The organism is Microbacterium sp. SGAir0570, assembly GCF_005491085.2.
GTDB lineage: Bacteria > Actinomycetota > Actinomycetes > Actinomycetales > Microbacteriaceae > Microbacterium > Microbacterium arborescens.
Window position 1 is genome coordinate 2379658 of record NZ_CP027929.1, and the last position, 20575, is coordinate 2400232.

Genomic DNA, 20575 nt, shown 5'->3' on the forward strand with positions numbered 1-20575 from the left:
TCTTCTTCGTGGGGCGGGCGCTCCGACGAAGAAAGACGACGATGACCGGTTCCCTCCCGACCCTGACCGATCTCGCCGCGAGCGGTGAGCCGTTCGCGCTCATCGCGCGCGACGGGGCGAGCGTCGAGGTTCTCCGCGGCGACGTCGTCGACGTCGACCGGCTCGCCGACATCCCGCTCGACGATGCCGACGGCACACCGCGCGAGGTGCTCGCCCTCGTGCCGTTCCGTCAGGTCGTCGAACGCGGCTTCGTCTGTCACGACGACCGGGCGCCACTGCGCTGCCTGCGCGTCGCTGACCACGATTCCCTGCCCCTGGCCGAGGCACTGCGCCAGCTGCCGTCGGAGCGGGTGCCGCTCGAGGACGCCGGGTTCGACATCTCCGACGACGACTACGCCGACATCGTCCGCCGCGTCATCGCCGACGAGATCGGCCGCGGCGAGGGAGCCAACTTCGTCATCCGCCGTGATTTCACCGCGACGGTCGAGACGGATGCCGTCACCGCCGGCCTGACCTGGTTCCGCGCACTGCTTCAGCATGAGCGCGGCGCGTACTGGACCTTCCTCGTCGTGACCGACGGTCACGTCGCGGTCGGCGCCAGTCCGGAGGCCCACGTCAGCGCGCGCAGCGGAGCGCCGGCGGAGCCCGGGACGAGCATCGTGACGATGAACCCGATCTCCGGCACCTTCCGGCATCCCCGCGGCGGCGCGACGGCCGAGACCCTGACGGAGTTCCTCTCCTCCACCAAGGAGACCGAGGAACTGTTCATGGTCGTCGACGAGGAGCTGAAGATGATGTCGGCCGTCTGCTCCGACGGGGGCCGCATCACGGGGCCGCATCTGAAGGAGATGTCGCGCCTGACCCACACCGAGTACATGCTGCGCGGCTCGAGCACGATGGATCCGCGCGACATCCTCCGCGAGACGATGTTCGCCCCCACCGTCACGGGATCGCCCATGCAGAACGCGTGCACCGTGATCGCGCGGCAGGAGCGCACGCCCCGCGGCTACTACTCCGGCGTCGCGGCCCTGTTCACGCCCGCGGCCGGCGGCGGCCACGACCTCGATGCGCCCATCTTGATCCGCACGGCCTACCTCGTCGACGGCCGGCTGCGCGTGCCGGTCGGCGCGACGCTCGTGCGGCACTCCGACCCGGCGGGCGAAGTGGGCGAGACCCACGGCAAGGCGGCCGGCGTCCTGGGCGCGATCGGCGCCGTCGACCGCGACGAAGCGCCCGCGGCGATCGCCGACACGACGGCCGTCGACGAGGACGCGCCGGCCGCGCACCGCCCGCGGCTCGGCGACGATCCGACCATCGCGGCCCTGCTCTCCTCGCGCAACGCGCGTCTCGCGCAGTTCTGGCTCGACCCGCAGGCCGCCGAGGGCGGGCCGTACGCGGGCCGCGAGGTGCTGGTCGTCGACGCCGAGGACCGCTTCACCACGATGCTCGGACACCAGCTGCACCACCTCGGGTTCACCGTTCGCATCGCTCCCTGGCACGAGGTGACGGATGCCGCGGTCGACGAGGCCGGCCTCGTCGTCTTCGGTCCCGGCCCGGGCGATCCGCGCGACGGCGCGAGCCCTCGCATCGCCCGCATGCGAGAGCTCGTCGGCCGGCGCGCCGACGCGGGCACTCCGCTGCTCGCGGTCTGCCTCAGCCACCAGATCCTGGCCGACCGGCTCGGCATCGCGCTGGCCCCTCTCGCGTCGCCCCATCAGGGCCTGCAGAAGAGCGTGGATGTGTTCGGGCAGCCGGCATCCATCGGGTTCTACAACACGTTCACGGCGCGCGTCGCTCCCGGCACCGACCGCCTCGGCGACACCGAGATCGCGGCCGACCCGTCGTCGGGTGACGTGTACGCGCTACGCGGTCCCGCGTATGCGTCGGTGCAGGGGCACCTCGAGTCGATCCTGTCTCGAGATGGCCTGCCGACGCTCGAGCGGCTCATCGGGTTCGCGCTCGAGCCCGTCGCCACCTGACCGCCGCCGCAGCGCGGCGAGCGCGTCAGCCGAGGATCGAGATCGGGTTGAAGACGTCGGCGAGGATCAGCGTCCCGCCCATGACGATGAGCGCGATCACGACGACGAAAGTGACGGGCACGAGCTTCGTGGCGTCGACCGGCCGCGGCGCCGGGCGGCGGAAGAGCTTCGCCCAGGCACGCTTGATCCCGTCCCAGAGGGCCACCACGACGTGTCCGCCGTCGAGGGGCAGCAGGGGCAGCAGGTTGAAGATGAACAGCGCGATGTTGAGCGAGCCGAGCAGGCTCAGCAGGTCGACGACGCGGTCCTGAATGGGCGCTTCGGTCGCGGCTACCTCCCCCGCGATGCGCCCGGCGCCGACGACCGACAGCGGCCCATCGGGATCGCGTTCCCCACCGGTGACGAGGGCGACTCCGGTTTCGTAGACCTTGACGGGCAGCTGCCAGATGACGCTCGCGACGGCGCCGAGCCGCTCGACCGCCGCCTGCGGTCCGGTCCAGATCGGCTGCGGCACGTTGATACGCGTTCCCGTCATACCGACGAAGCCGACCTCTTTCACCTCGGTCGTCCCGTCCGCGGCCATCACGGGGCGTTCGGCGGCGATCGGGGTGACCTCCAGCGTGACGCGGTCGCCGTCGCGCTCGACGATGATCGGGATCGTGCGCCCCGGCGACGCCTGGATGATCGCGGTCGCCTCGACGTAGCCCGTCACCTCGGTGCCGTCGACGGCGACGATGATGTCGCCGGGGCGGATGCCGCCTGCCGCGGCCGGTGAGACGGGATCACCGGGCTCGCACGTCGTGCGCTCGACGCCGGCCGGGACGACGCACTCGTTCACGCCCGCGATCGTCGTCGAAACGCTCGGCAGTCCGATGGCGCTCAGCGCGATGCCGAAGAGCACCATCGCGAGTACGAAGTTCATGAGCGGCCCGCCGACCATGATGACGATGCGCTTCCACACCGACAGCTGGTAGAACGCCGGTCGCGTGTCGTTCTCGACGAGGGTCTCGGCGTTGGCGAGGCGGGCGTCCTGCACCATCGCCCCGAAGAAGCGACCGCTGCGCCGGGTGGCGGCCTCGGGATCCTCGGGTGCCGGCGGATACATGCCCGACATCGAGATGTAGCCACCGAGAGGCAGGGCCTTCACGCCGTACTCGGTCTCGCCGAAGCGCCGCGACCAGAGGGTCGGCCCCAGGCCGATCATGTAGCGGCCGACACGCACGCCGAACAGCTTGGCGGGGACGAGGTGCCCGACCTCGTGCAGCGCGATCGAGACGGCGAGCCCGACGACGAGCAGCACGACGCCGATGACGAAAGCGAGGACGGTCACGACCGCTCAGAGTACCCGCCGAGTCTTTGAATCGGCCCAGGCCGTAAACTCCCACCATGGAGCGGGCGCAGAGTGCGGCAGTGCGGCGTGCTCGCGCGCTGCGGGGAACCGCCTCCGCCGCGATCGCCACCGTCTTCGCCGCCACGGCCCACACCATCTCGGGCGGGCTGGCGCCGCTCTGGCTCATCGTCGTCGCGACGCTGCTCGCGGCGCCCGCGGCCGTCTGGCTCGTCGGCCGCGCACCCTCGGCATGGCGCACCGGCCTGGTCGTCCTCGCCAGTCAGGGCCTGTTCCACACCTTCTTCTCGATCGCGGGTGCCGCTGATCCGGCGGCGCCGGTCCCGCACACCCACGGCGGGGGGCTCCCCGCCCTCGCGCCTCTCGCGCATACGCACGCCGTGAGCTCGGGAATGACGGCGACGCATGTTCTCGCCGCAGCCGTGACCGTCGCCACGCTCGTCGCCGGCGAACGCCTGGTGCGCGCCATCCATCGGGGCATCCTGCGGTTCGTGCGATTGATGTCGCCCTCGGTTCGTGCGCGGACTCCGATGCTCCGTCCCGTCCCGCGCCGCGAACGCGTCGCAGCGGCACGTCGCCTCCGTTTTTCTCTGTCACTCCGGGGTCCGCCGGTCGCCACCGTGTGACCTCCCCTTCCCGTAGCGGGCCGCATGACGCTGCCCGCATGTTCTGAGAGATGACAATGACCCGCACCATGACCGCGCGCCGCCGTGCGCGCCTGGCCGTCGGCGTGACCGCCGGCGCCGCCCTCGCCCTCGCCCTCCCGCTCGCCGCTTCGGCACACGTGCACGTGACGCCGGAGGAGGTCGCCGCCAACGGCTCGACCCGTATCGACTTCTCGTTCAGCCACGGCTGCGACGGGTCGCCCACGACGGCACTCGTCGTCGACATCCCCGCCGAGGCACAGGGCGCGACCCCCGTCATCGACGGCGCGTGGACCATCACGACCGAGGCGGGCGAGAACGGCGTCCCCACACGCGTGACGTACACGGCGGTCGCGCCCATCCCCGACGCGTACGCCGCCTCTGCCGGCATGAACGTGATCTTCCCCGGCTCGGCCGAGGGCGAGAGCTTCGCCTTCCCCGTCACGCAGCAGTGCGAGACCGGCGAGGCCGCCTGGGTGCAGGTCGCTGAAGACGGTCAGGACCCGGACGACCTCGAATACCCGGCTCCCGTCGTGGTCGTCGGAGCAGCGGCGGCCGACGCGCACGGCGGACACTCCGAGGGCGGCCACTCGTCCGGCGACACGGCCGATGCGGCCGACGCGGAGACGACCGCGGCATCCTCGTCCGCGGCCGATCCTCTGCCCATCTGGCTCTCGGCCGGGGCTCTCGTCGTCGCGGCCGCAGCGCTCGTCCTGGCCATCACCCGCCGACGCGCCTGAGCACAGCCGGGGCGGGCGCGTCAATCGACGCGGCCGCCCCGGAACCCGGGTGAGACAATGGTCGCAATGCCTACCGACGCCCCGAACCTCCCTCCCGTCCTCCGCCCCGAGAGTCCGCCGCGCCGCTCCCTGACAGAGCTCGCGGCGCACGTCGGCGGGCGGATTGTCGGCGCCGCCACCGACGTCACCGTGACGGGCATCACCCTCGCGACGGCAGATCTACGCCCGGGCGAGGCTTTCGTCGCGATCCAGGGTGCCGTCCGGCACGGTGCCGACTTCGCAGCGCAGGCCGCCGCGACGGGCGCAGCGGCCATCGTCACCGACACTCGCGGGGCCGAGCTCGCCGCCGACGCCGGTCTGCCCATCGTCGTCGTCGACGATCCGCGGGCCCGACTGGGCGAGCTCTCGGCCTGGGTCTACGGAACCGGCCGCGAGGACCGTCTCCCCCTGCTGTTCGGCACGACCGGGACGAACGGCAAGACCAGCGTCTCTCACCTCATCGAGGGGATCCTCGGTCAGCTCGGAGTCGTCACCGGCCTGTCCTCGACGGCGGAGCGCCACATCGCGGGCGACGTCATCGTGTCGCGGCTCACGACCCCCGAGGCCTCGGAGTTCCACGCGCTGCTCGCCCTCATGCGCGAGCGCGGCGTCGACGCGGTCGCCGTCGAGGTGAGCGCGCAAGCGCTGACCCGGCACCGCGTCGACGGAGTGGTCTTCGACGTCGCCGGGTTCACCAACCTCACCCACGACCACCTCGACGACTACCGAGACATGGCGGAGTACTTCGAGGCGAAGCTGCCGCTCTTCCTCGCGGACCGGGCGCGACGTGGGGTGGTGTGCCTCGACTCCGACGCCGGCGCGCAGATCGTGGCGCGCGCGGAGATCCCCGTGACGACGATCATCACTCCGGCGATCGCCGAGACCCCCGCAGCGACAGCGGACTGGACCGTCGAGATCGTCGAAGAGCGGCAGGACGGCACCGAGTTCCGGCTGGTCGGGCCCGGTGGCCGACAGCTCACGACGACGGTTCCGGTGATCGGACGGCACATGGCCGCGAACGCCGGTCTCGCGATCGTCATGCTCCTCGAGGGCGGATACGCGTGGGACGAGCTCGTGCGCGTGCTCGACGGGCACCGCATCGATGCGCACCTGCCCGGCCGCACGCAACGCGTCTCGGGCGACCGCGGGCCGGCCGTGTACGTCGATTTCGGGCACTCCCCCGACGCGTTCGAGAAGACCCTCGCCGCCGTGCGGCGCGTGACCCCCGGGACCGTCGTGATGGTGTTCGGCGCCGACGGCGATCGCGACAAGACCAAGCGGCACGACATGGGGGCGACGGCCGTCCTCGGCAGCGACATCCTGATCGTGACCGACCACCACCCGCGCTTCGAGGATCCCGACGCGATTCGGGCCACCCTGCTCGAGGGCGCTCGGCGAGCGCGACCGGATGCCGACATCCGCGAGTCGTCGCCGCCGGAGAAGGCGATCATCGAAGCCGTCTCGCTCGTCGGAGAGGGCGACGCGATCCTGTGGGCCGGCCCGGGACACCAGGACTACCGCGACATCCGCGGAGTCCGCACGCCCTACTCGGCTCGCGAGCTCGCTCGTCGAGCGCTTCGGGATGCCGGCTGGCCGGTGCCCGAGCCCAGTTGGGCCGTGCCCTACGCCGACTGAGCGCGTTTGTGGTCGGACCACTGTGAAAAATCGGCAGTCCCCCGCCGTCCTGTCGCTCCCGTGCACGATCGCCGCACCCTCTGCGGCCCGGGCGTAACGTCGGCCGCAGGCACGCCGCGGCAGGCACGACCAGCGCCTTCCCCGCTCCCCGGCGGGCCTTCCGACAGGACGAAGGACCCACGATGAGCACAGTCATCCCGACCACGACAGCACACGACGACGACGCGGTCCCCGCCGCGTGGGAGGGCTTCGCCCCGGGCCCGTGGCAGGACGACATCGACGTCCGCGACTTCATCCAGCGCAACTACGAGCCCTACACCGGCGACGCGTCGTTCCTCGTGGGACCGACGGCCCGCACGACCGGGCTCTGGCAGACGCTCAGCGAGATGTTCCCGGCGGAGCGCGAGCGCGGCGTGTACGACGTCGACGCCCTCACCCCCTCGACGATCACGTCGCACGCTCCGGGCTACATCCGGCGCGAGGACGAGCTGATCGTCGGTCTGCAGACCGACGCGCCGCTGCGTCGCGCGATCATGCCGAACGGCGGCTGGCGCATGGTCAAGGGAGCCCTCGAGACGTACGGCTATCCGGTCGACCCGACCCTCGAGACGATCTTCACGCGCTACCGCAAGACCCACAACGACGGCGTCTTCGACGTGTACCCGCCGGCCGTCCGCCGCGCCCGCAGCAGCCACATCATCACGGGCCTTCCCGACGCCTACGGTCGCGGCCGGATCATCGGCGACTACCGGCGCGTCGCCCTGTACGGCACCGACGCGCTCGTGGCGGCGAAGAACGTCGAGCGGGCGGAACTCGACATGCACCCCTCGACGGAGAACATCCTGCGCTCGCGTGAGGAGAACGCCGAGCAGATCCGCGCCCTGCACGAACTCGCCGAGATGGCCGCCTCGTACGGCTTCGACATCACCCGGCCCGCCGCCACCGCCCGCGAGGCGATCCAGTGGCTGTACTTCGCCTACCTCGGAGCGGTGAAGGAGCAGAACGGCGCCGCGATGAGCTTCGGGCGCAACACCGCGTTCCTCGACGCCTACATCCAGCGCGACATGGCGCGCGGCATCCTCACCGAGGTCGAGGCGCAGGAGCTCGTCGACGACCTCGTCATCAAGCTGCGCATCGTGCGGTTCCTCCGCACGCCCGAGTACGACGCGCTGTTCTCCGGCGACCCGACCTGGGTGACGGAGTCGATCGGCGGTGTCGGCGAGGACGGACGCACGCTCGTGACCAAGACCGCCTTCCGATTCCTGCAGACGCTCTACAACCTCGGCCCGGCACCCGAGCCCAACCTGACGGTGCTGTGGACCGACGCGCTGCCCGACGGCTTCAAGGAGTTCTGCGCGCAGGTCTCGATCGACACCTCGTCGATCCAGTACGAGTCCGACGACCACATCCGCGCGCTGTGCGGTGACGACGCGGCGATCGCATGCTGCGTCTCGCCGATGACGGTCGGCAAGCAGATGCAGTTCTTCGGGGCTCGGGTCAACCTCGCCAAGACTCTCCTGTACGCCATCAACGGCGGACGCGACGAGGTGAGCGGCAAGCAGATCGCGCCGGCCGCCGCCCCCGTCTCGGGAGACGTGCTCGGGTACGACGACGTGCGCGAGCGCTTCCGAGTGATGATGGAGTGGCTCGCCGAGACGTACGTCGACGCGCTCAACTGCATCCACTTCATGCACGACAAGTACGCCTACGAGCGTCTGGAGATGGCGCTGCACGACGGGAACGTCCTGCGCACCATGGCATGCGGCATCGCCGGCCTCTCGGTCGCCGCCGACTCGCTCTCGGCCATCAAGTACGCGAAGGTCGAGCCGGTGCGCGATGCATCGGGTCTCGTCGTCGACTACCTCGTCCACGGCGACTTCCCCACCTTCGGCAACGACGACGATCGCGTCGACGAGATCGCCCGCGAGCTGGTGTCGGACTTCATGTCGATGATCCGCAAGCACCAGACATACCGCGACGCGGTCCACACCCAGTCGGTGCTGACGATCACGTCGAACGTCGTGTACGGCAAGGCCACGGGCAACACCCCCGACGGACGCCGTGCCGGCCAGCCCTTCGCCCCGGGCGCGAACCCCATGAACGGGCGCGATACGCACGGGATGCTGGCGGCGGCGCTGTCGGTCGCGAAACTGCCCTTCGACCAGGCCCAGGACGGCATCTCGCTGACCACAACCGTGACGCCGAGCGGGCTCGGACGCACGCCGGACGAGCGAGTCCGCAACCTCGTGGGACTCCTCGACGCGCAGATGGCCTCGGACGGCTACCACCTCAACGTCAACGTGCTCACGCGCGAGACGCTGGAGGACGCGATGGTCAACCCCGACAAGTACCCGCAGCTGACCATCCGGGTCTCCGGCTACGCGGTCAACTTCGTGCGACTGACCCGAGAGCAGCAGCTCGACGTCCTCAGCCGCACCTTCCACACGGGAGTCTGAGTCCCGTGTCCGCCATCCTGGTGCCGGGCGCGGCCTGCACCGCCGATCTGAGCGACCCCCGTCACGACCGTCTCGCCGCACGACGGTCCGGGCATGTCGCGAGCGTGCACTCCTGGGAGCTCGTCACTTCCGTGGACGGCCCCGGCACCAGGATGACCCTCTTCCTCGCGGGATGCCCGCTGCGCTGCCAGTACTGCCACAACCCCGACACGTGGCGTCAGCGTGACGGCGAGCTCACCGAGCTCGATGACATCGTCGCCCGTCTGCGCCGGTACCTGCCGGTCTTCCGGGCGACGGGAGGAGGACTGACGATCTCCGGCGGTGAGCCGCTGCAGCAGGCGACCTTCGTCACGCGCCTGGCCCGGGCCGCCGCCGAGCTCGGCGTCCACGTCGCCATCGACACCTCGGGGAATCTCGGTCGCGCGGCATCCGATGCGCTGCTCGACGACGTCTCGCTCGTCCTGCTCGACGTGAAGTCGGGCCTGCCCGACACCTATCGCGAGGTCACCGGGCGCGACCTGCAGCCGACGATCGACTTCGGCGACCGCCTGGCCGCTCGTGGCACGCCCGTGTGGATCAGGTTCGTGCTCGTGCCCGGACTCACGGATGCCGTGGAGAACGTCGACGCCGTCGCCGACATCGTCGCCCGATGGCAGAACGTGCACCGCGTCGAGGTCCTGCCGTTCCATCAGATGGGTACGTCGAAGTGGGAGCGACTCGGCATCCCCTACCCGCTCGCCGGGCGACCGACGCCGGATGCCGAGCTGCTCGCGCGGGTCCGCGGTCAGTTCGCGGCGCGAGGCCTCACCGTCTACTGACGGCGGCCGTCATCGCGTCGCACCGATCGCGCGGTCAGCGGCGTTCCGCGCCCACGACTCGGCCTCCGCGAGCGACTCCCGTGTGAGCTCGCTCGGCGGACGGTGCGCGTCGACGACGCGCTCGACGGTCTCGACGATCCCGAGGAAGCTCAGCGCCCCGGCGTGGAACGCCTCGACGGCCTGCTCGTTCGCGGCGTTGAACACCGCCGGGTAGGTTCCCCCCTCTCCGCCCACGCGCTTGGCGAGGGCGACAGCCGGGAACGCTGCGTCATCGAGCGGCTCGAAGGTCCACTCGCCCGCACGTGTCCAGTCGAGCGGAGCGCCGACGCCCGCGACTCGGCGCGGCCAGTCGAGGCCCAGCGAGATCGGCAGGCGCATGTCGGGCGGCGAGGCTTGGGCGATGGTGGAGCCGTCGATGAACTCGACCATCGAGTGCACCACCGACTGGGGATGCACGACGACGTCGATGCGGTCGTAGTCCACGCCGAACAGCAGGTGGGCCTCGATGACCTCGAGCCCCTTGTTGACGAGCGTCGCGGAGTTGGTCGTCACGACGCGTCCCATATCCCAGGTGGGGTGAGCGAGCGCCTGCGCGGGGGTCACAGCGGCCAGCTCGTCGCGCCGGCGGCCGCGGAACGGCCCACCGGATGCCGTGAGCACGAGCCGGCGCACCTCGTCGGGCTCGCCCGACCGCAGGGCCTGCGCGATGGCGGAATGCTCGGAGTCGACCGGAACGATCTGACCGGGCGCGGCGAGAGAGGTGACGAGCTCGCCGCCGACGATCAGCGACTCCTTGTTCGCGAGCGCCAGTGTTCGACCCGACTCGAGCGCGGCGAGAGTGGGCCCCAGCCCGACCGACCCGGTGATGCCGTTGAGCACCACGTCGGCGTCGACATCACGGACGAGACGTTCCGCATCAGCCGCGCCGAGTGCGGTGCGGGTCACCCCGAAGCGAGCTGCCTGCTCCTCCAGCATCCGCGCGTTCGACCCGGCGGCAAGCCCGACGACCTCGAACCGGTCGCGCCGGGAGTCGATGACGTCGAGCGCCTGCGTCCCGATCGAACCGGTGGAGCCGAGGATGATGACGCGACGCATCCCGTCAGCCTAGGTGCTGCGGGTGCCGGGTTGGTTGGCGCGGCGGCGGGCGACCTCAGCCTGCGGCCGGCGCGGGCGTGCGCTGGACGCCGAGGATGTCGACGACGAAGACGAGCGTCTCGTTCTGGAGCTCGCTGCCCTCCTGCGCGCCGTAACCCGCGGCCGGCGGGATGACGACGAGCACCTGCGAGCCGACCTGCTGTCCCTCCAGGGCCTGCTGGAAGCCGGCGACGACCCCGTTCGTCGGGAACGCCGCAGGCTGGCCGCGGTCCCAGCTCGAGTCGAACACCGAGCCGTCCGACCACTTCACGCCGGTGTACTGCACGAATGCGGTGTCGCCGGGCTGGATCGTGGCGCCGTCGCCGGTCTTCAGGTTCGCCAGCTTCACCTCGGTCGGCGCGTCGGTGCCGGGGAGGGTGATGGTGGGGGCGCCGTCGTCGGCGAGCTCGACCGTCGGCATGCCGTCGACGGGCGCCTGGTCGGCGCCGGTCGCCCGAGTCGGGAGCTTCTCGACGCCCTCCGCGACGACCACCACGGCCGTCCGGCCCTCGCCGAACGCCGACCCGGGAATCGCCAGAGCCGCCGTCGAGCCGAGCGGGGCGCACTCGAGCGCCGCGACGAACACCGAGTACTGCTGGGCGTCGAGCAGGACCGGAACCAGCCCGGAGTCGTCGGGCGAGGTGTCGCGCGACTGCTCGAGCAGTTCGCCCGTCGCGCCGTCGTAGATCGCGTAGGACCCCGACACCAGGTCGCCCGAGTGGAGGTCCTCGCCGTCGCCGCGGGTCGTGAGCGTCCGCTCGATCTCGGCGGGCTCGAGGCCCGGGTCGACCGTCGCCGTCAGCTCGGGCGCCGCGCCCGACACCTCGATGCTGTCGGAGGACTCCCCCGGCTGGGCGTCGACGAGGCACTGCTCCGACCCGCCGGAAGCGTTGGGGCTGGGCGACTCGGTGGCCGTGTCACCGCCCGCGCAACCGGCGAGCGCAAGCGCCGAGACGGCGACGACGGACAGAGCGGCGAACGGGCGCAGACGCACGGAGAACCTCTTCGATCGGGGAGACGGAACTGTCATCCTCTCGCACCAGCATCAGTGCGCGCTGAGAACCCGGGGCGCCCTCCGTCAGCGTTGTGGATTGCGACGGGGCGATGTCGGAGGCCCGTGGCAATATTAGAACATGCATTCGAATGGCGGGATGAGCGGCGGGATGTGCAGCGACGGTGACGTCGCTGCGCTCGCAGCTCTGGTGGCGGATGCGGAGGGGGCGGCGGATGCTGCGCGGTTGGCCCAGATTCGTGAGGTTCGGGTGCTCGCCGCCGCCGGGGTTCTCGCGGAGAAGCAGGCCGCTGGGGCGTCGGAACGCGTGAAGGCGCGTGAGATGGCGCTGCGCGGAATCGCCGCCGAGCTGGCTGGGGTGTTCGTCGCGACCGACCGGACCGTGCAGCGCCGCATCGACGAGGCGCGAGACCTGGTCGAGAACTATCCGGTGACGATGGCGGCGTGGGGGGACGGGCGGATCGTCCGCGGGCATGTGCGGGTCATCCAGGAGACGGGATGCCTGGTACCCGCGGAGGAGCGGGCGGAGTTCGAACGCGTCGCGGTCGAGCGGTGCGAGGGCGAGACCCCGAACCGGGTGCGGGACGCGTTGCGGATGATCGCCGAGCGGATGCACCCGCGGAGTTTCACGGAGCGGCATGAAGAGGCCGCGGCGGGGCGGTGCGTGCGGGTGCAGACCGGCGCGGATGGGATGTCGAATCTCATCGCGACCCTGCCGACGGTGATCGCGGATGGGATTGTCGACCGGCTGACGCGGCAGGCCCGGGAGATCATCAACGTGCGGCAGCAGGCCGACGCGGCGTCCGGTGGCACTGGCGCTGGCGCTGGCGCTCGAGCCGACGCGGCGTCCGGTGGCGCTGGCGCTCGAGCCGACGCGCGTGGCGCGCGAGCCGACGCTAACGGTGGCGGTCCCGGTGCCGACACGACGATTCGCGACGGGTCGTCGTTCGTCGACGATGCGCGAAGCATCGATCAGGTCCGCGCCGACGTGCTCAGTGACCTCCTCCTCGCCGGCACACCCGCCCTCGACCCCACCGCGACCGGCGACGGCAACGGAACCCTCGGAGCGATCCGGGCGCACGTTCAGGTCGCGGTCTCCGCGCTCACCCTCATGGGGCAAGACGACGGGCCGGCCGATCTCGCTGGCCGCTCCCCCATCGATGCCGCAACCGCGCGGGAGCTGGCGGGCAACGCCACCTCGTGGGACCGGCTACTCACCCACCCGGTCACCGGGACCGTGCTCGAGTGCGACACCTACCGGCCGACCGCCGCCATGGCGCGACTGCTGCGGGCCCGCGACCAGCACTGCCGATTCCCCGGCTGCCGGCAACCGGCGATCCGCTGCGAGCTCGACCACACAATCGCTGCCTCCGACGGCGGTGCGACGCACGTGTGCAACCTCGCCAACCTCTGCAAACGACACCACGACGTCAAACACCACACCCGCTGGCGAGTCCGACAACTCCCCGGCGGAAGGCTCGTCTGGACCTCCCCCACCGGACGGATCTACCGCGAAGACGCACCACCACCATTGGTGGCGTTCACGACCGCGGGTCCACCCGGACCGGGAGCTCCACCGTTCTGACGATCCGTACTCGATACGGCCTCGCCCGCCCACGTCGGTCGTGTGCGCTCGCACAACATGTCCGCGCAGTTATGCGTTCCGCAGTAGCCTCGTCTGGTGAACGCTGACGCAACCGAGCCGCAGTCCGGCGAGCCCGGCGAGCACGACGAAGCCGCAGCCGCCGTCGAAGCAGTCCCCGGAATCGGTCTCACCTACGTGATCGGCCGGTGGGTGCTCGCACCGCTGGCTCGCATGATCTACCGGCCGCGCATCGAAGGACGCGAGCACTTCCCCCGGAAGGGCGCCGTCATCCTGGCGAGCAACCACCTCTCCTTCATCGACTCCTTCGTGATCCCCATGGCGTCGCCACGCCCGGTGCGGTTCCTCGCGAAGTCGAGCTACTTCGACGGGACCGGATTCCGCGGGTGGCTGTCGCGCGAGTTCTTCTACGCTGCAGGCGCGTTCCCGGTACGCCGCGGAGCGGGCCAAGCCGCGCTCGATGCCCTGGACCAGCAGAAGAAGATGCTCGACGCCGGATGGTCGACGGCGCTCTACCCCGAGGGCACGCGCTCTCTCGACGGCCGCCTCTACAAGGGGCGCACCGGTGTCGCCTTCCTCGCGCTGCAGACCGGCGCACCGGTGATCCCCGTCGGACTCATCGGGACGAGCGACATCATGCCCGTCGGGGCGAAGTTCCCGCGGCTCCGTCCGCGGGTGACCGTCCGCTTCGGCGAGCCACTCGACCTCAGCCACCACGGTTCGGCGGACTCCGGTCGAGCCCGCCGCAACGCCACCGACGAGATCATGGCTGCCATCCACGCCCTGTCAGGTCAGGAGCTGGCAGGCGCTTACAACGAAGCCCCGCCGCAGAACACCGTCGAGCGGATCAAGCAGGCTCTGCCGCACGAACGCCGCTGACCAGACAGGTCACTCCTCGCCCGAGACGAGGATCGTCGGCTCGTGGCGCACCGGGAAGTTCACCGAGTTCGCGATGAAGCACCAGGCATTCGCCTGAGCGTGCGCCTCGAGCGCCGCCTCTCGCATCGAGGCCTCCGCGACGACGACCCGGGGTCGCAGGACGACCTCCGCGAACGCGCCGCCACCCCGCCCGTCCTCACGCATCGTTCCCGTCGCGTCATCGGTGTACGAGACGACGACGACCCCCGCCGTCACGCACGCGTGAAGGTACGACAGCAGGTGGCATTCGGAGAGCGCCGAGAGCAGCAGATCCTCCGGGTTCCACCGGGTCGGGTCTCCGCGGAACGGCTTGTCGCTCGACGCCGCGAGCGACGGCTTTCCGTCGATGCTCAGCGTGACGGCCCGGTCGTAGTCTCGGTAGCCGCTCGTTCCGGTGCCGCGATTCCCGGTCCACTCGGCCCGGACGCAATAGCGGTGCTCACCCAACATGCAGACAGTCTGACACGCGGCACGGCGGGGCCCGCGACGGTAGGCTGTCGGGGTGCCGCAGACCTTCGCCGTTCCCGCCGCCGTCGAGCTCGCGGTCGTCGAGCGCAGCGGTTTCATCGAGTCCCGTCACGCCGGCGCAGCGGTCGTCCTGGGAGCCGACGGCAGCCCGATCCGCACCCTCGGCGACGTAGACGCACCGATCCTGCCGCGCTCGACCCTCAAGCCCCTGCAGGCACTCGCCAGCATGACCGCCGGAGCCTCGCTCGAGGGGGAACGGCTCGGCCTGGCCACCGCCAGCCACTCCGGCACCGATCGGCACGTCGCGGTCGTCCGCGGCATCCTGAACGACGCAGGCCTCGGCGAGGACGATCTCGGCTGCCCACCGGCCTGGCCCGGCGACACCGCCACGCGCGACGAGATCGTGCGGGAACTCGGCACCCCCACCCGCATCCGCATGAACTGCTCGGGCAAGCACGCCGCGATGCTGGCTGCGTGCGTCGCGAGCGGCTGGGACACCGCCACGTATCTCGACCCTGAGCATCCGCTTCAGGTGCACACGCGGGAGGTCATCGAACGACTGACCGGCACGAAGGCCTCGGCGATGGCGATCGACGGATGCGGCGCCCCCGTCTACGCGATGAGCCTCATCGCGCTCGGGCGCGCGATCCAGCGCATCGGCACCGCGAGCGAGCGTTCGCCGTTCGCACTGCACCGCATGGCTGGTGCCCTCGTCCGGGCCGTTCGCGAGAATCCCTGGACGATCGATGGTCCCGGGCGACCCGACACCGTCGCGATCGAGCGACTCGGAGTCTTCGCGAAGACCGGCGCCGAGGGCGTGCTCGTCATGGTGGCCCCCGACGGGACCACGGTGGCCCTCAAGGTGCTCGACGGCAACGGCCGCGCCGCGTCGGCGATCGCGCTCACCCTGCTGGTGCGGGCAGGCGCCCTCGAGGCCGCACCCGTGGCCCGCGTGATCTCTCATCTTCCGCTGACCGTGCTCGGCGGCGGACAGAACGTCGGCATCATCCGGCCGACGGTGTAGCGGCTCCTCACGAGGGAGCGCAGAAAGGACTGCCATGCGCATCAGCGTTCCCAGCGAGGTTAAGAACAACGAGTACCGCGTTGCGCTCACACCATCGGGTGTGCACGACCTCGTCGTCAACGGCCACGACGTGTTCGTCCAGCGCGGTGCCGGCGAGGGCTCGTCGCTGCCCGATTCGGAGTACGCCGACGCCGGAGCAGTGCTGCTCGACGACGCCGACGAGGTCTGGGCGCGCGCCGAGCTGTTGCTGAAGGTCAAGGAGCCGATCGCGAGCGAGTACCACCGCTTCCGCGATGACCTGGTCCTGTTCACCTACCTGCACCTCGCGGCCGACCGCCCGCTCACCGAACGGCTCGTCGAGAGCGGCATCACCGCCATCGCCTATGAGACCGTGCAGCTCCCCGGCGGGGGCCTGCCGCTCCTCGCACCGATGAGCGAGGTCGCCGGCCGCCTCGCCCCGATGGTGGGCGCCTCCACGCTGCTCCGCTCGGCCGGCGGTCTCGGCCTGCTCATGTCCGGTGTCCCCGGCACCCGGCCCGCCGCGGTCACGGTCATCGGAGGCGGAGTGGCCGGCGCGAACGCCGCATACATCGCGGCCGGCCTCGGCGCGGACGTGACGATCTTCGACACCAACATCCAGCGCCTCCGCTTCCTCGACGACCACTTCCAGGGGCGGGTCAAGACCGCCGCCTCCAACCCGCTCGATCTCGAACGCGCGGTCGTGGCTTCCGATCTCGTGATCGGATCGGTGCTGATCCCCGGCGCCAAAGCCCCCAAGCTCGTGCGCAACGAGACCGTCGCACGCATGCGACCGGGTTCGGTGCTGGTCGACATCGCCGTCGACCAGGGCGGCTGCTTCGAGGACACCCGGCCGACGACCCACGCCGATCCCACCTTCCGCGTGCACGACACGGTGTTCTACTGCGTCGCGAACATGCCCGGCGCCGTGCCGAACACCTCGACCTCAGCTCTCACGAACGCGACACTCCCCTACGTGCGGCAGATCGCCCGCCACGGCTGGCGCCGGGCGCTGAGTTCCGACCCCGCGCTCGCGGCCGGACTCAACACCGCCGCGGGCCAGGTCGTGAACGAGGGCGTGGCAGCAGCGCACGATCTCACGGCAGGCTCGCTGGCCGTCGCGCTGGGCTGAGAGGCAGGACGACCCGGCGGACACGATCCGTCCGCGTGTCGATGACCCACGCGCGCCCGCGGCCCGGCACGGCGTAGGGCGGCAACCGCCGGCTGCCCGTCACGAGCCGCAGCTCAGACCCGCAGGCGGCGTCGACCACGAGCTGAACCCGCGTCTGCGCGCCTGCCGCCGCGCCGCGCCAGCGACCGATCCATGCCTCAGGGGTGCCCCACACGACCCTCCCCGGGCGTAGGGACGTCGTCTGCTCCACAGAAGTGACCTCGAGGCCGCGACTGCGCCAGTGGTCGAGCACCGCCTGCGTGGCGCCCGTGGGCGGTGCCACGAACGCTGTGGCGAAGCTCGGCTCGAACACACCGGGGAGCGCTGCCTCGCCGCGCGGCGGAGGAACGTCGCCGGGATCGGCGAACTGGACGAGCGCACCACCCCATCTCCCCCGCCCCGCCGGCGCCGACGGGTCGTGGTGCGATGGGTCACCGCCGAACGAGACGTGCTCCGACCGCGAGACCGCTGTGAGCACCGCACGATCGGGCAGAAGGTCGATGATCCTCCCGACGGCTCCCGTTATCCGCTGCGCCGCGCAGACGAACTGGATGCCGCGGGCTCGAGCGTCGCGCGCGACGCGTTCCAGGATCGCCGCCGCGGCGGCGCTGTAGTCGTCGGGCAACGCCGCGAGCAGGCGGTCGAGATCGTCGACGACGACCACCCAGCCCTCCGGAACGTCATCGAGCGCGGTGACGACGTCCCACGCCGCCTCGAGGTCGCCGGGTACCCAGCACAGCCGGTCGGCGGGCACCTGTGCCGCGATGGTTCGCAAGAGCGTCGTGCGCCCCGACCCCGCGCGTCCGAGCACCCCTGCTCCCGGCGCACGTCCGTCGAGGACCACGACGCGCCGACGCTGCTCTGCCGGCTCGTCGGCCACACCCAGAACGAGGGCCCCCTCCCGCCGCACCTCGGCCAGCGCGATGTGAGCGGGCAGCGGCGGCAGCCAGGGGCGACGGGCCGGAGTCGCTCCCGCGGCGGCTCGAGCGATGTCCGCAATGGCCTCGGGAGGACACAGACTCACCCGCAGCAGGTGCGGCTGCGCGTCCGCCGGACGCTTCACCAGCGCGGCACCGCGGTCCGCGCGTCCACCGGGCAGTGCCGCAGCCTCCGCCGACCCGAGCACGGCGCGCGACTCCGCGCCATCGGCCACACGCAGGGCGATCCGCAGCGGCGCATTGGCGAGCACCGCTTCGCGGTACCCCGCCGCACGCTGCGTCGCCAGCACGAGATGCATCCCGAGCGCGCGGCCGCGTGCGGCGATGTCGGCGAACACGTCGTGCATCGCGGGGTGAGCGGCCGTAAGCGCGGCGTATTCGTCGACGACGACCACCAGCCGCGGCAGCGCATCGGACGCCTCGGCGATGTCACGTGCCCCGAGCTCGGCCAGGACCCGTTCCCGGCGCCGCACCTCGGCGGCGAGGCTCTCGATCGCACGCACAGCGTTCCGGTCGTCGAGATCCGTCACCACGCCTGCCACGTGCGGCAACGACGTCAACGCGTCGAAAGCCCGACCGCCCTTGAAGTCGATGAGCAGGAAATTCACCCGCGACGGCGGCGAGGCCCGCGCGAGCGACGCGATCCAGGTCACGAGCAGCTCGCTCTTCCCGCTGCCGGTAGCCCCCACCACGACCGCGTGCGGCCCGTCGTCGACGAGATCGACGATCACAGGACCGCCGCGGCCGGCTCCGAGCACCGCGGTGAGCCCCGCGCCGCCGGGGCGAGGAAGATCGTCGAACGGCAGTGGCGTCACGTCGTCGCCGCCCACCGCGGTGGCCCGTTCGCGGAGCAGCGCGACGATCGTCGTCGCCTGGGCCCGGCCGATCGTCTCCGGACGCAGCACCGAGGAGGAACCGCTATACCCCAGCACCGCTTCGTCGACGCCGGACACTCGCACGACGGCGGCGCATTGCGGGGGCGGGGCAACCGAGTCGACGCACACGATCGCGATGTCGGCATCCGCGGGTGGCGCCCCTGACCCCCACCAGAGCCGCAATCCTGCGAGCACCGACGCGTGCGGGAGCTCTCGGGCCCAGTCCTCGGCCGCGGCGACGAGCGAGACTTCGCCCGGCCCGTGGACGAGGCAGATCTGCAGCACGAGAGCTCGCGCGATCGACGCCGCGGGCGCTGCGGGCCCGACGACCGCGATCCCCGCCGTGAGCGGGACCGTGACCGGCGCGTCGCGCACGGTGGCGGCGGCCTGCCGGAACTCCGGCGGCGCGTCACCATCGACACGCGTGCGCGACGGCGCGTCGCCCGATCCCACGACCACCAGGTCGCGGGCGGGCCTCGGACGCCACAGATCGTCGGGGGCGGCGAGGAGTCGGGCGACATCCGGCGTCGTGCGCCAGCGGTCGGCGCGCTCGTGTGCGTGGCGCTCGTCCAGCTCGGCGTGAGCGGACCGCAGGCCGGCAGCGGCGCTCCCCGCGGAGCTGCGCCGCTCTCGACGCGCCACGCGCATCCCGTCGAGCAGCGACGCGACCGCGACGAGGGGCCCGAGCGCCGCGAACCACAGCACCGTCGGCGACCCCGTCATCTGCCAGAGGAGGACGGCACCCGCCACCGGGACCGCCAGCGCCCACACCGGGAGCGGCGGACGCCGTGTCTCAGGCCGCGGCGGCGGCAGCCGGATCGGGTCGTCGAAGGGGACGGTCGGATGCACGCGTCCGAGTCAAGCAACGCACTCGTGGTGCCACCATCCTGATGGCGCAGGAGGTGGAGAGCCGGGTTCAGTCCGCGTTCGGGGAGGAGGCGTCGTCGGCGCTGCGGAAGTGCGCGTCGAGCACGATGATCGTCACGTTGTCGCGACCGCCGTTCTCGAGCGCGGCGGTCATCATCGCCGAGACCGCCGCAGCGGGATCGGGGTTCTCGAGCAGGAAATGCAGGATTCCGTAGTCCGTCAGCTCCTTCGTGAGCCCGTCGCTGCAGATGACGAACCGGTCGCCGTCGACGACATCCAGACGCACGTAATCAGGAGTGACACCGTCGCTCGGCCCGACGGCGCGCGTGATGACGTTCCCGTACGGGTGCTGCTCCGCCTCCTCGGGGCTGAGCCGCCCCGCGGCGACGAGCTCTTGGACGACGGAATGGTCGGTCGTGACCTGAGCGATCGCCTGGTCGCGCAGGAGGTAGACCCGCGAGTCGCCGATGTTCAAAGTCGTCCACTGCGGTTCGCCGTCGACGATGTCGAGGTACACGCCGGTGACGGTGGTGCCGGTTCCGTCGTCGGTCGTCTCGGGGTGATCGGCGATGTCGCCGACAGCCCGCTCGAGAGCCTCTTCGATGTCTTCGGGAGTGACGACGCCGCGATCGGCGACACCACGGAGACGATCGACGGCACTCGCGCTGGCGATCTCGCCGCCGATGTGTCCGCCCATGCCGTCGGCGACGATGAACAGCGGATACTGCGCGAGAACGGCATCCTGGTTGCTGTCGCGTCGACGTCCGGTATCGGTCGCGGCGGCCCACCGGAGTTCGATCGCACCGGACGGGACGTCCACGATCCGGGATTGGGTCGTGGGGTCGGGCACGCTGTCACTCTTCTTTCGTCGACGGATGGGCGTGTCAC

16 protein-coding genes are annotated in these 20575 nt (G+C 71.3%); 10 read left to right on the top strand and 6 right to left on the bottom strand.

Features of this window, described 5'->3' with window-relative positions; all coding sequences use genetic code 11:
- The first annotated feature begins 41 nt into the window (after nucleotides 1-41).
- Nucleotides 42-1979 carry an anthranilate synthase family protein gene (locus C1N74_RS11320; protein ID WP_137750556.1) on the top strand — a complete coding sequence of 646 codons (1938 nt, stop codon included), beginning with the start codon at nucleotides 42-44 and terminating at the stop codon, nucleotides 1977-1979.
- Nucleotides 1980-2004: 25 nt separating this feature from the next.
- Here C1N74_RS11320 and C1N74_RS11325 read toward each other — a convergent pair whose 3' ends face one another.
- A complete protein-coding gene (locus C1N74_RS11325; protein ID WP_064955600.1) occupies nucleotides 2005-3309 on the bottom strand; it encodes an RIP metalloprotease in 1305 nt (434 codons plus the stop codon).
- A gap of 56 nt (nucleotides 3310-3365) precedes the next feature.
- Between C1N74_RS11325 and C1N74_RS11330 the strand changes: the two genes are divergently transcribed.
- The 5 genes from C1N74_RS11330 (at nucleotide 3366) to pflA (ending at nucleotide 9659) form a co-directional block, all read left to right on the top strand.
- Nucleotides 3366-3953, top strand: a complete 588-nt coding sequence (locus C1N74_RS11330; protein ID WP_137750557.1) for a hypothetical protein — start codon at nucleotides 3366-3368, stop codon at nucleotides 3951-3953.
- Nucleotides 3954-4009: 56 nt separating this feature from the next.
- On the top strand, nucleotides 4010-4711 hold the full coding sequence (locus tag C1N74_RS11335; protein ID WP_103842245.1) for a DUF1775 domain-containing protein: 702 nt from the start codon (nucleotides 4010-4012) through the stop codon (nucleotides 4709-4711).
- A 66-nt stretch (nucleotides 4712-4777) separates the two neighbouring features.
- Entirely contained in the window at nucleotides 4778-6385 is a 1608-nt protein-coding gene (locus C1N74_RS11340) for a Mur ligase family protein (protein WP_137750558.1), read from the top strand.
- A 182-nt stretch (nucleotides 6386-6567) separates the two neighbouring features.
- Nucleotides 6568-8841, top strand: a complete 2274-nt coding sequence (gene pflB / locus C1N74_RS11345) for a formate C-acetyltransferase (RefSeq protein ID WP_023955163.1) — start codon at nucleotides 6568-6570, stop codon at nucleotides 8839-8841.
- A 14-nt stretch (nucleotides 8842-8855) separates the two neighbouring features.
- Nucleotides 8856-9659: a pyruvate formate-lyase-activating protein gene (pflA, locus tag C1N74_RS11350; RefSeq protein WP_240482595.1), complete on the top strand. Its 804-nt coding sequence runs from the start codon at nucleotides 8856-8858 to the stop codon at nucleotides 9657-9659.
- A gap of 9 nt (nucleotides 9660-9668) precedes the next feature.
- Here pflA and dxr read toward each other — a convergent pair whose 3' ends face one another.
- Nucleotides 9669-10754, bottom strand: a complete 1086-nt coding sequence (gene dxr / locus C1N74_RS11355) for a 1-deoxy-D-xylulose-5-phosphate reductoisomerase (protein WP_064955605.1) — start codon at nucleotides 10752-10754, stop codon at nucleotides 9669-9671.
- Between the two features lie 55 nt (nucleotides 10755-10809).
- Entirely contained in the window at nucleotides 10810-11787 is a 978-nt protein-coding gene (locus C1N74_RS11360) for an FKBP-type peptidyl-prolyl cis-trans isomerase (protein ID WP_137750559.1), read from the bottom strand.
- A 139-nt stretch (nucleotides 11788-11926) separates the two neighbouring features.
- Here C1N74_RS11360 and C1N74_RS11365 point away from each other — a divergent pair, with 139 nt between their 5' ends.
- The gene (locus C1N74_RS11365) at nucleotides 11927-13390 is read left to right on the top strand and encodes an HNH endonuclease signature motif containing protein (RefSeq protein WP_137750560.1); all 1464 of its coding nucleotides are present in this window, start codon (nucleotides 11927-11929) and stop codon (nucleotides 13388-13390) included.
- A gap of 93 nt (nucleotides 13391-13483) precedes the next feature.
- Nucleotides 13484-14287, top strand: coding sequence for a 1-acyl-sn-glycerol-3-phosphate acyltransferase (locus tag C1N74_RS11370; protein ID WP_036305910.1), 804 nt, complete (start codon nucleotides 13484-13486; stop codon nucleotides 14285-14287).
- 9 nt (nucleotides 14288-14296) lie between these two features.
- Here the strand turns inward: C1N74_RS11370 and C1N74_RS11375 are convergent, their stop codons facing one another.
- Entirely contained in the window at nucleotides 14297-14776 is a 480-nt protein-coding gene (locus C1N74_RS11375) for an OsmC family protein (protein ID WP_137750561.1), read from the bottom strand.
- Between the two features lie 52 nt (nucleotides 14777-14828).
- Here C1N74_RS11375 and C1N74_RS11380 point away from each other — a divergent pair, with 52 nt between their 5' ends.
- Nucleotides 14829-15818, top strand: coding sequence for an asparaginase (locus tag C1N74_RS11380; protein WP_023955177.1), 990 nt, complete (start codon nucleotides 14829-14831; stop codon nucleotides 15816-15818).
- A gap of 34 nt (nucleotides 15819-15852) precedes the next feature.
- Nucleotides 15853-16968 carry an alanine dehydrogenase gene (gene ald / locus C1N74_RS11385; protein ID WP_064955608.1) on the top strand — a complete coding sequence of 372 codons (1116 nt, stop codon included), beginning with the start codon at nucleotides 15853-15855 and terminating at the stop codon, nucleotides 16966-16968.
- Here the strand turns inward: ald and C1N74_RS11390 are convergent.
- Together C1N74_RS11390 and C1N74_RS11395 are read right to left on the bottom strand one after the other, a co-directional pair.
- A complete protein-coding gene (locus C1N74_RS11390) occupies nucleotides 16934-19669 on the bottom strand; it encodes an FtsK/SpoIIIE domain-containing protein (protein ID WP_137750562.1) in 2736 nt (911 codons plus the stop codon). The genes ald and C1N74_RS11390 overlap by 35 nt on opposite strands.
- A gap of 67 nt (nucleotides 19670-19736) precedes the next feature.
- Complete coding sequence (locus C1N74_RS11395) at nucleotides 19737-20537, bottom strand: PP2C family serine/threonine-protein phosphatase (RefSeq protein ID WP_023955184.1); 801 nt, start codon at nucleotides 20535-20537, stop codon at nucleotides 19737-19739.
- Between the last annotated feature and the right edge of the window lie 38 nt (nucleotides 20538-20575).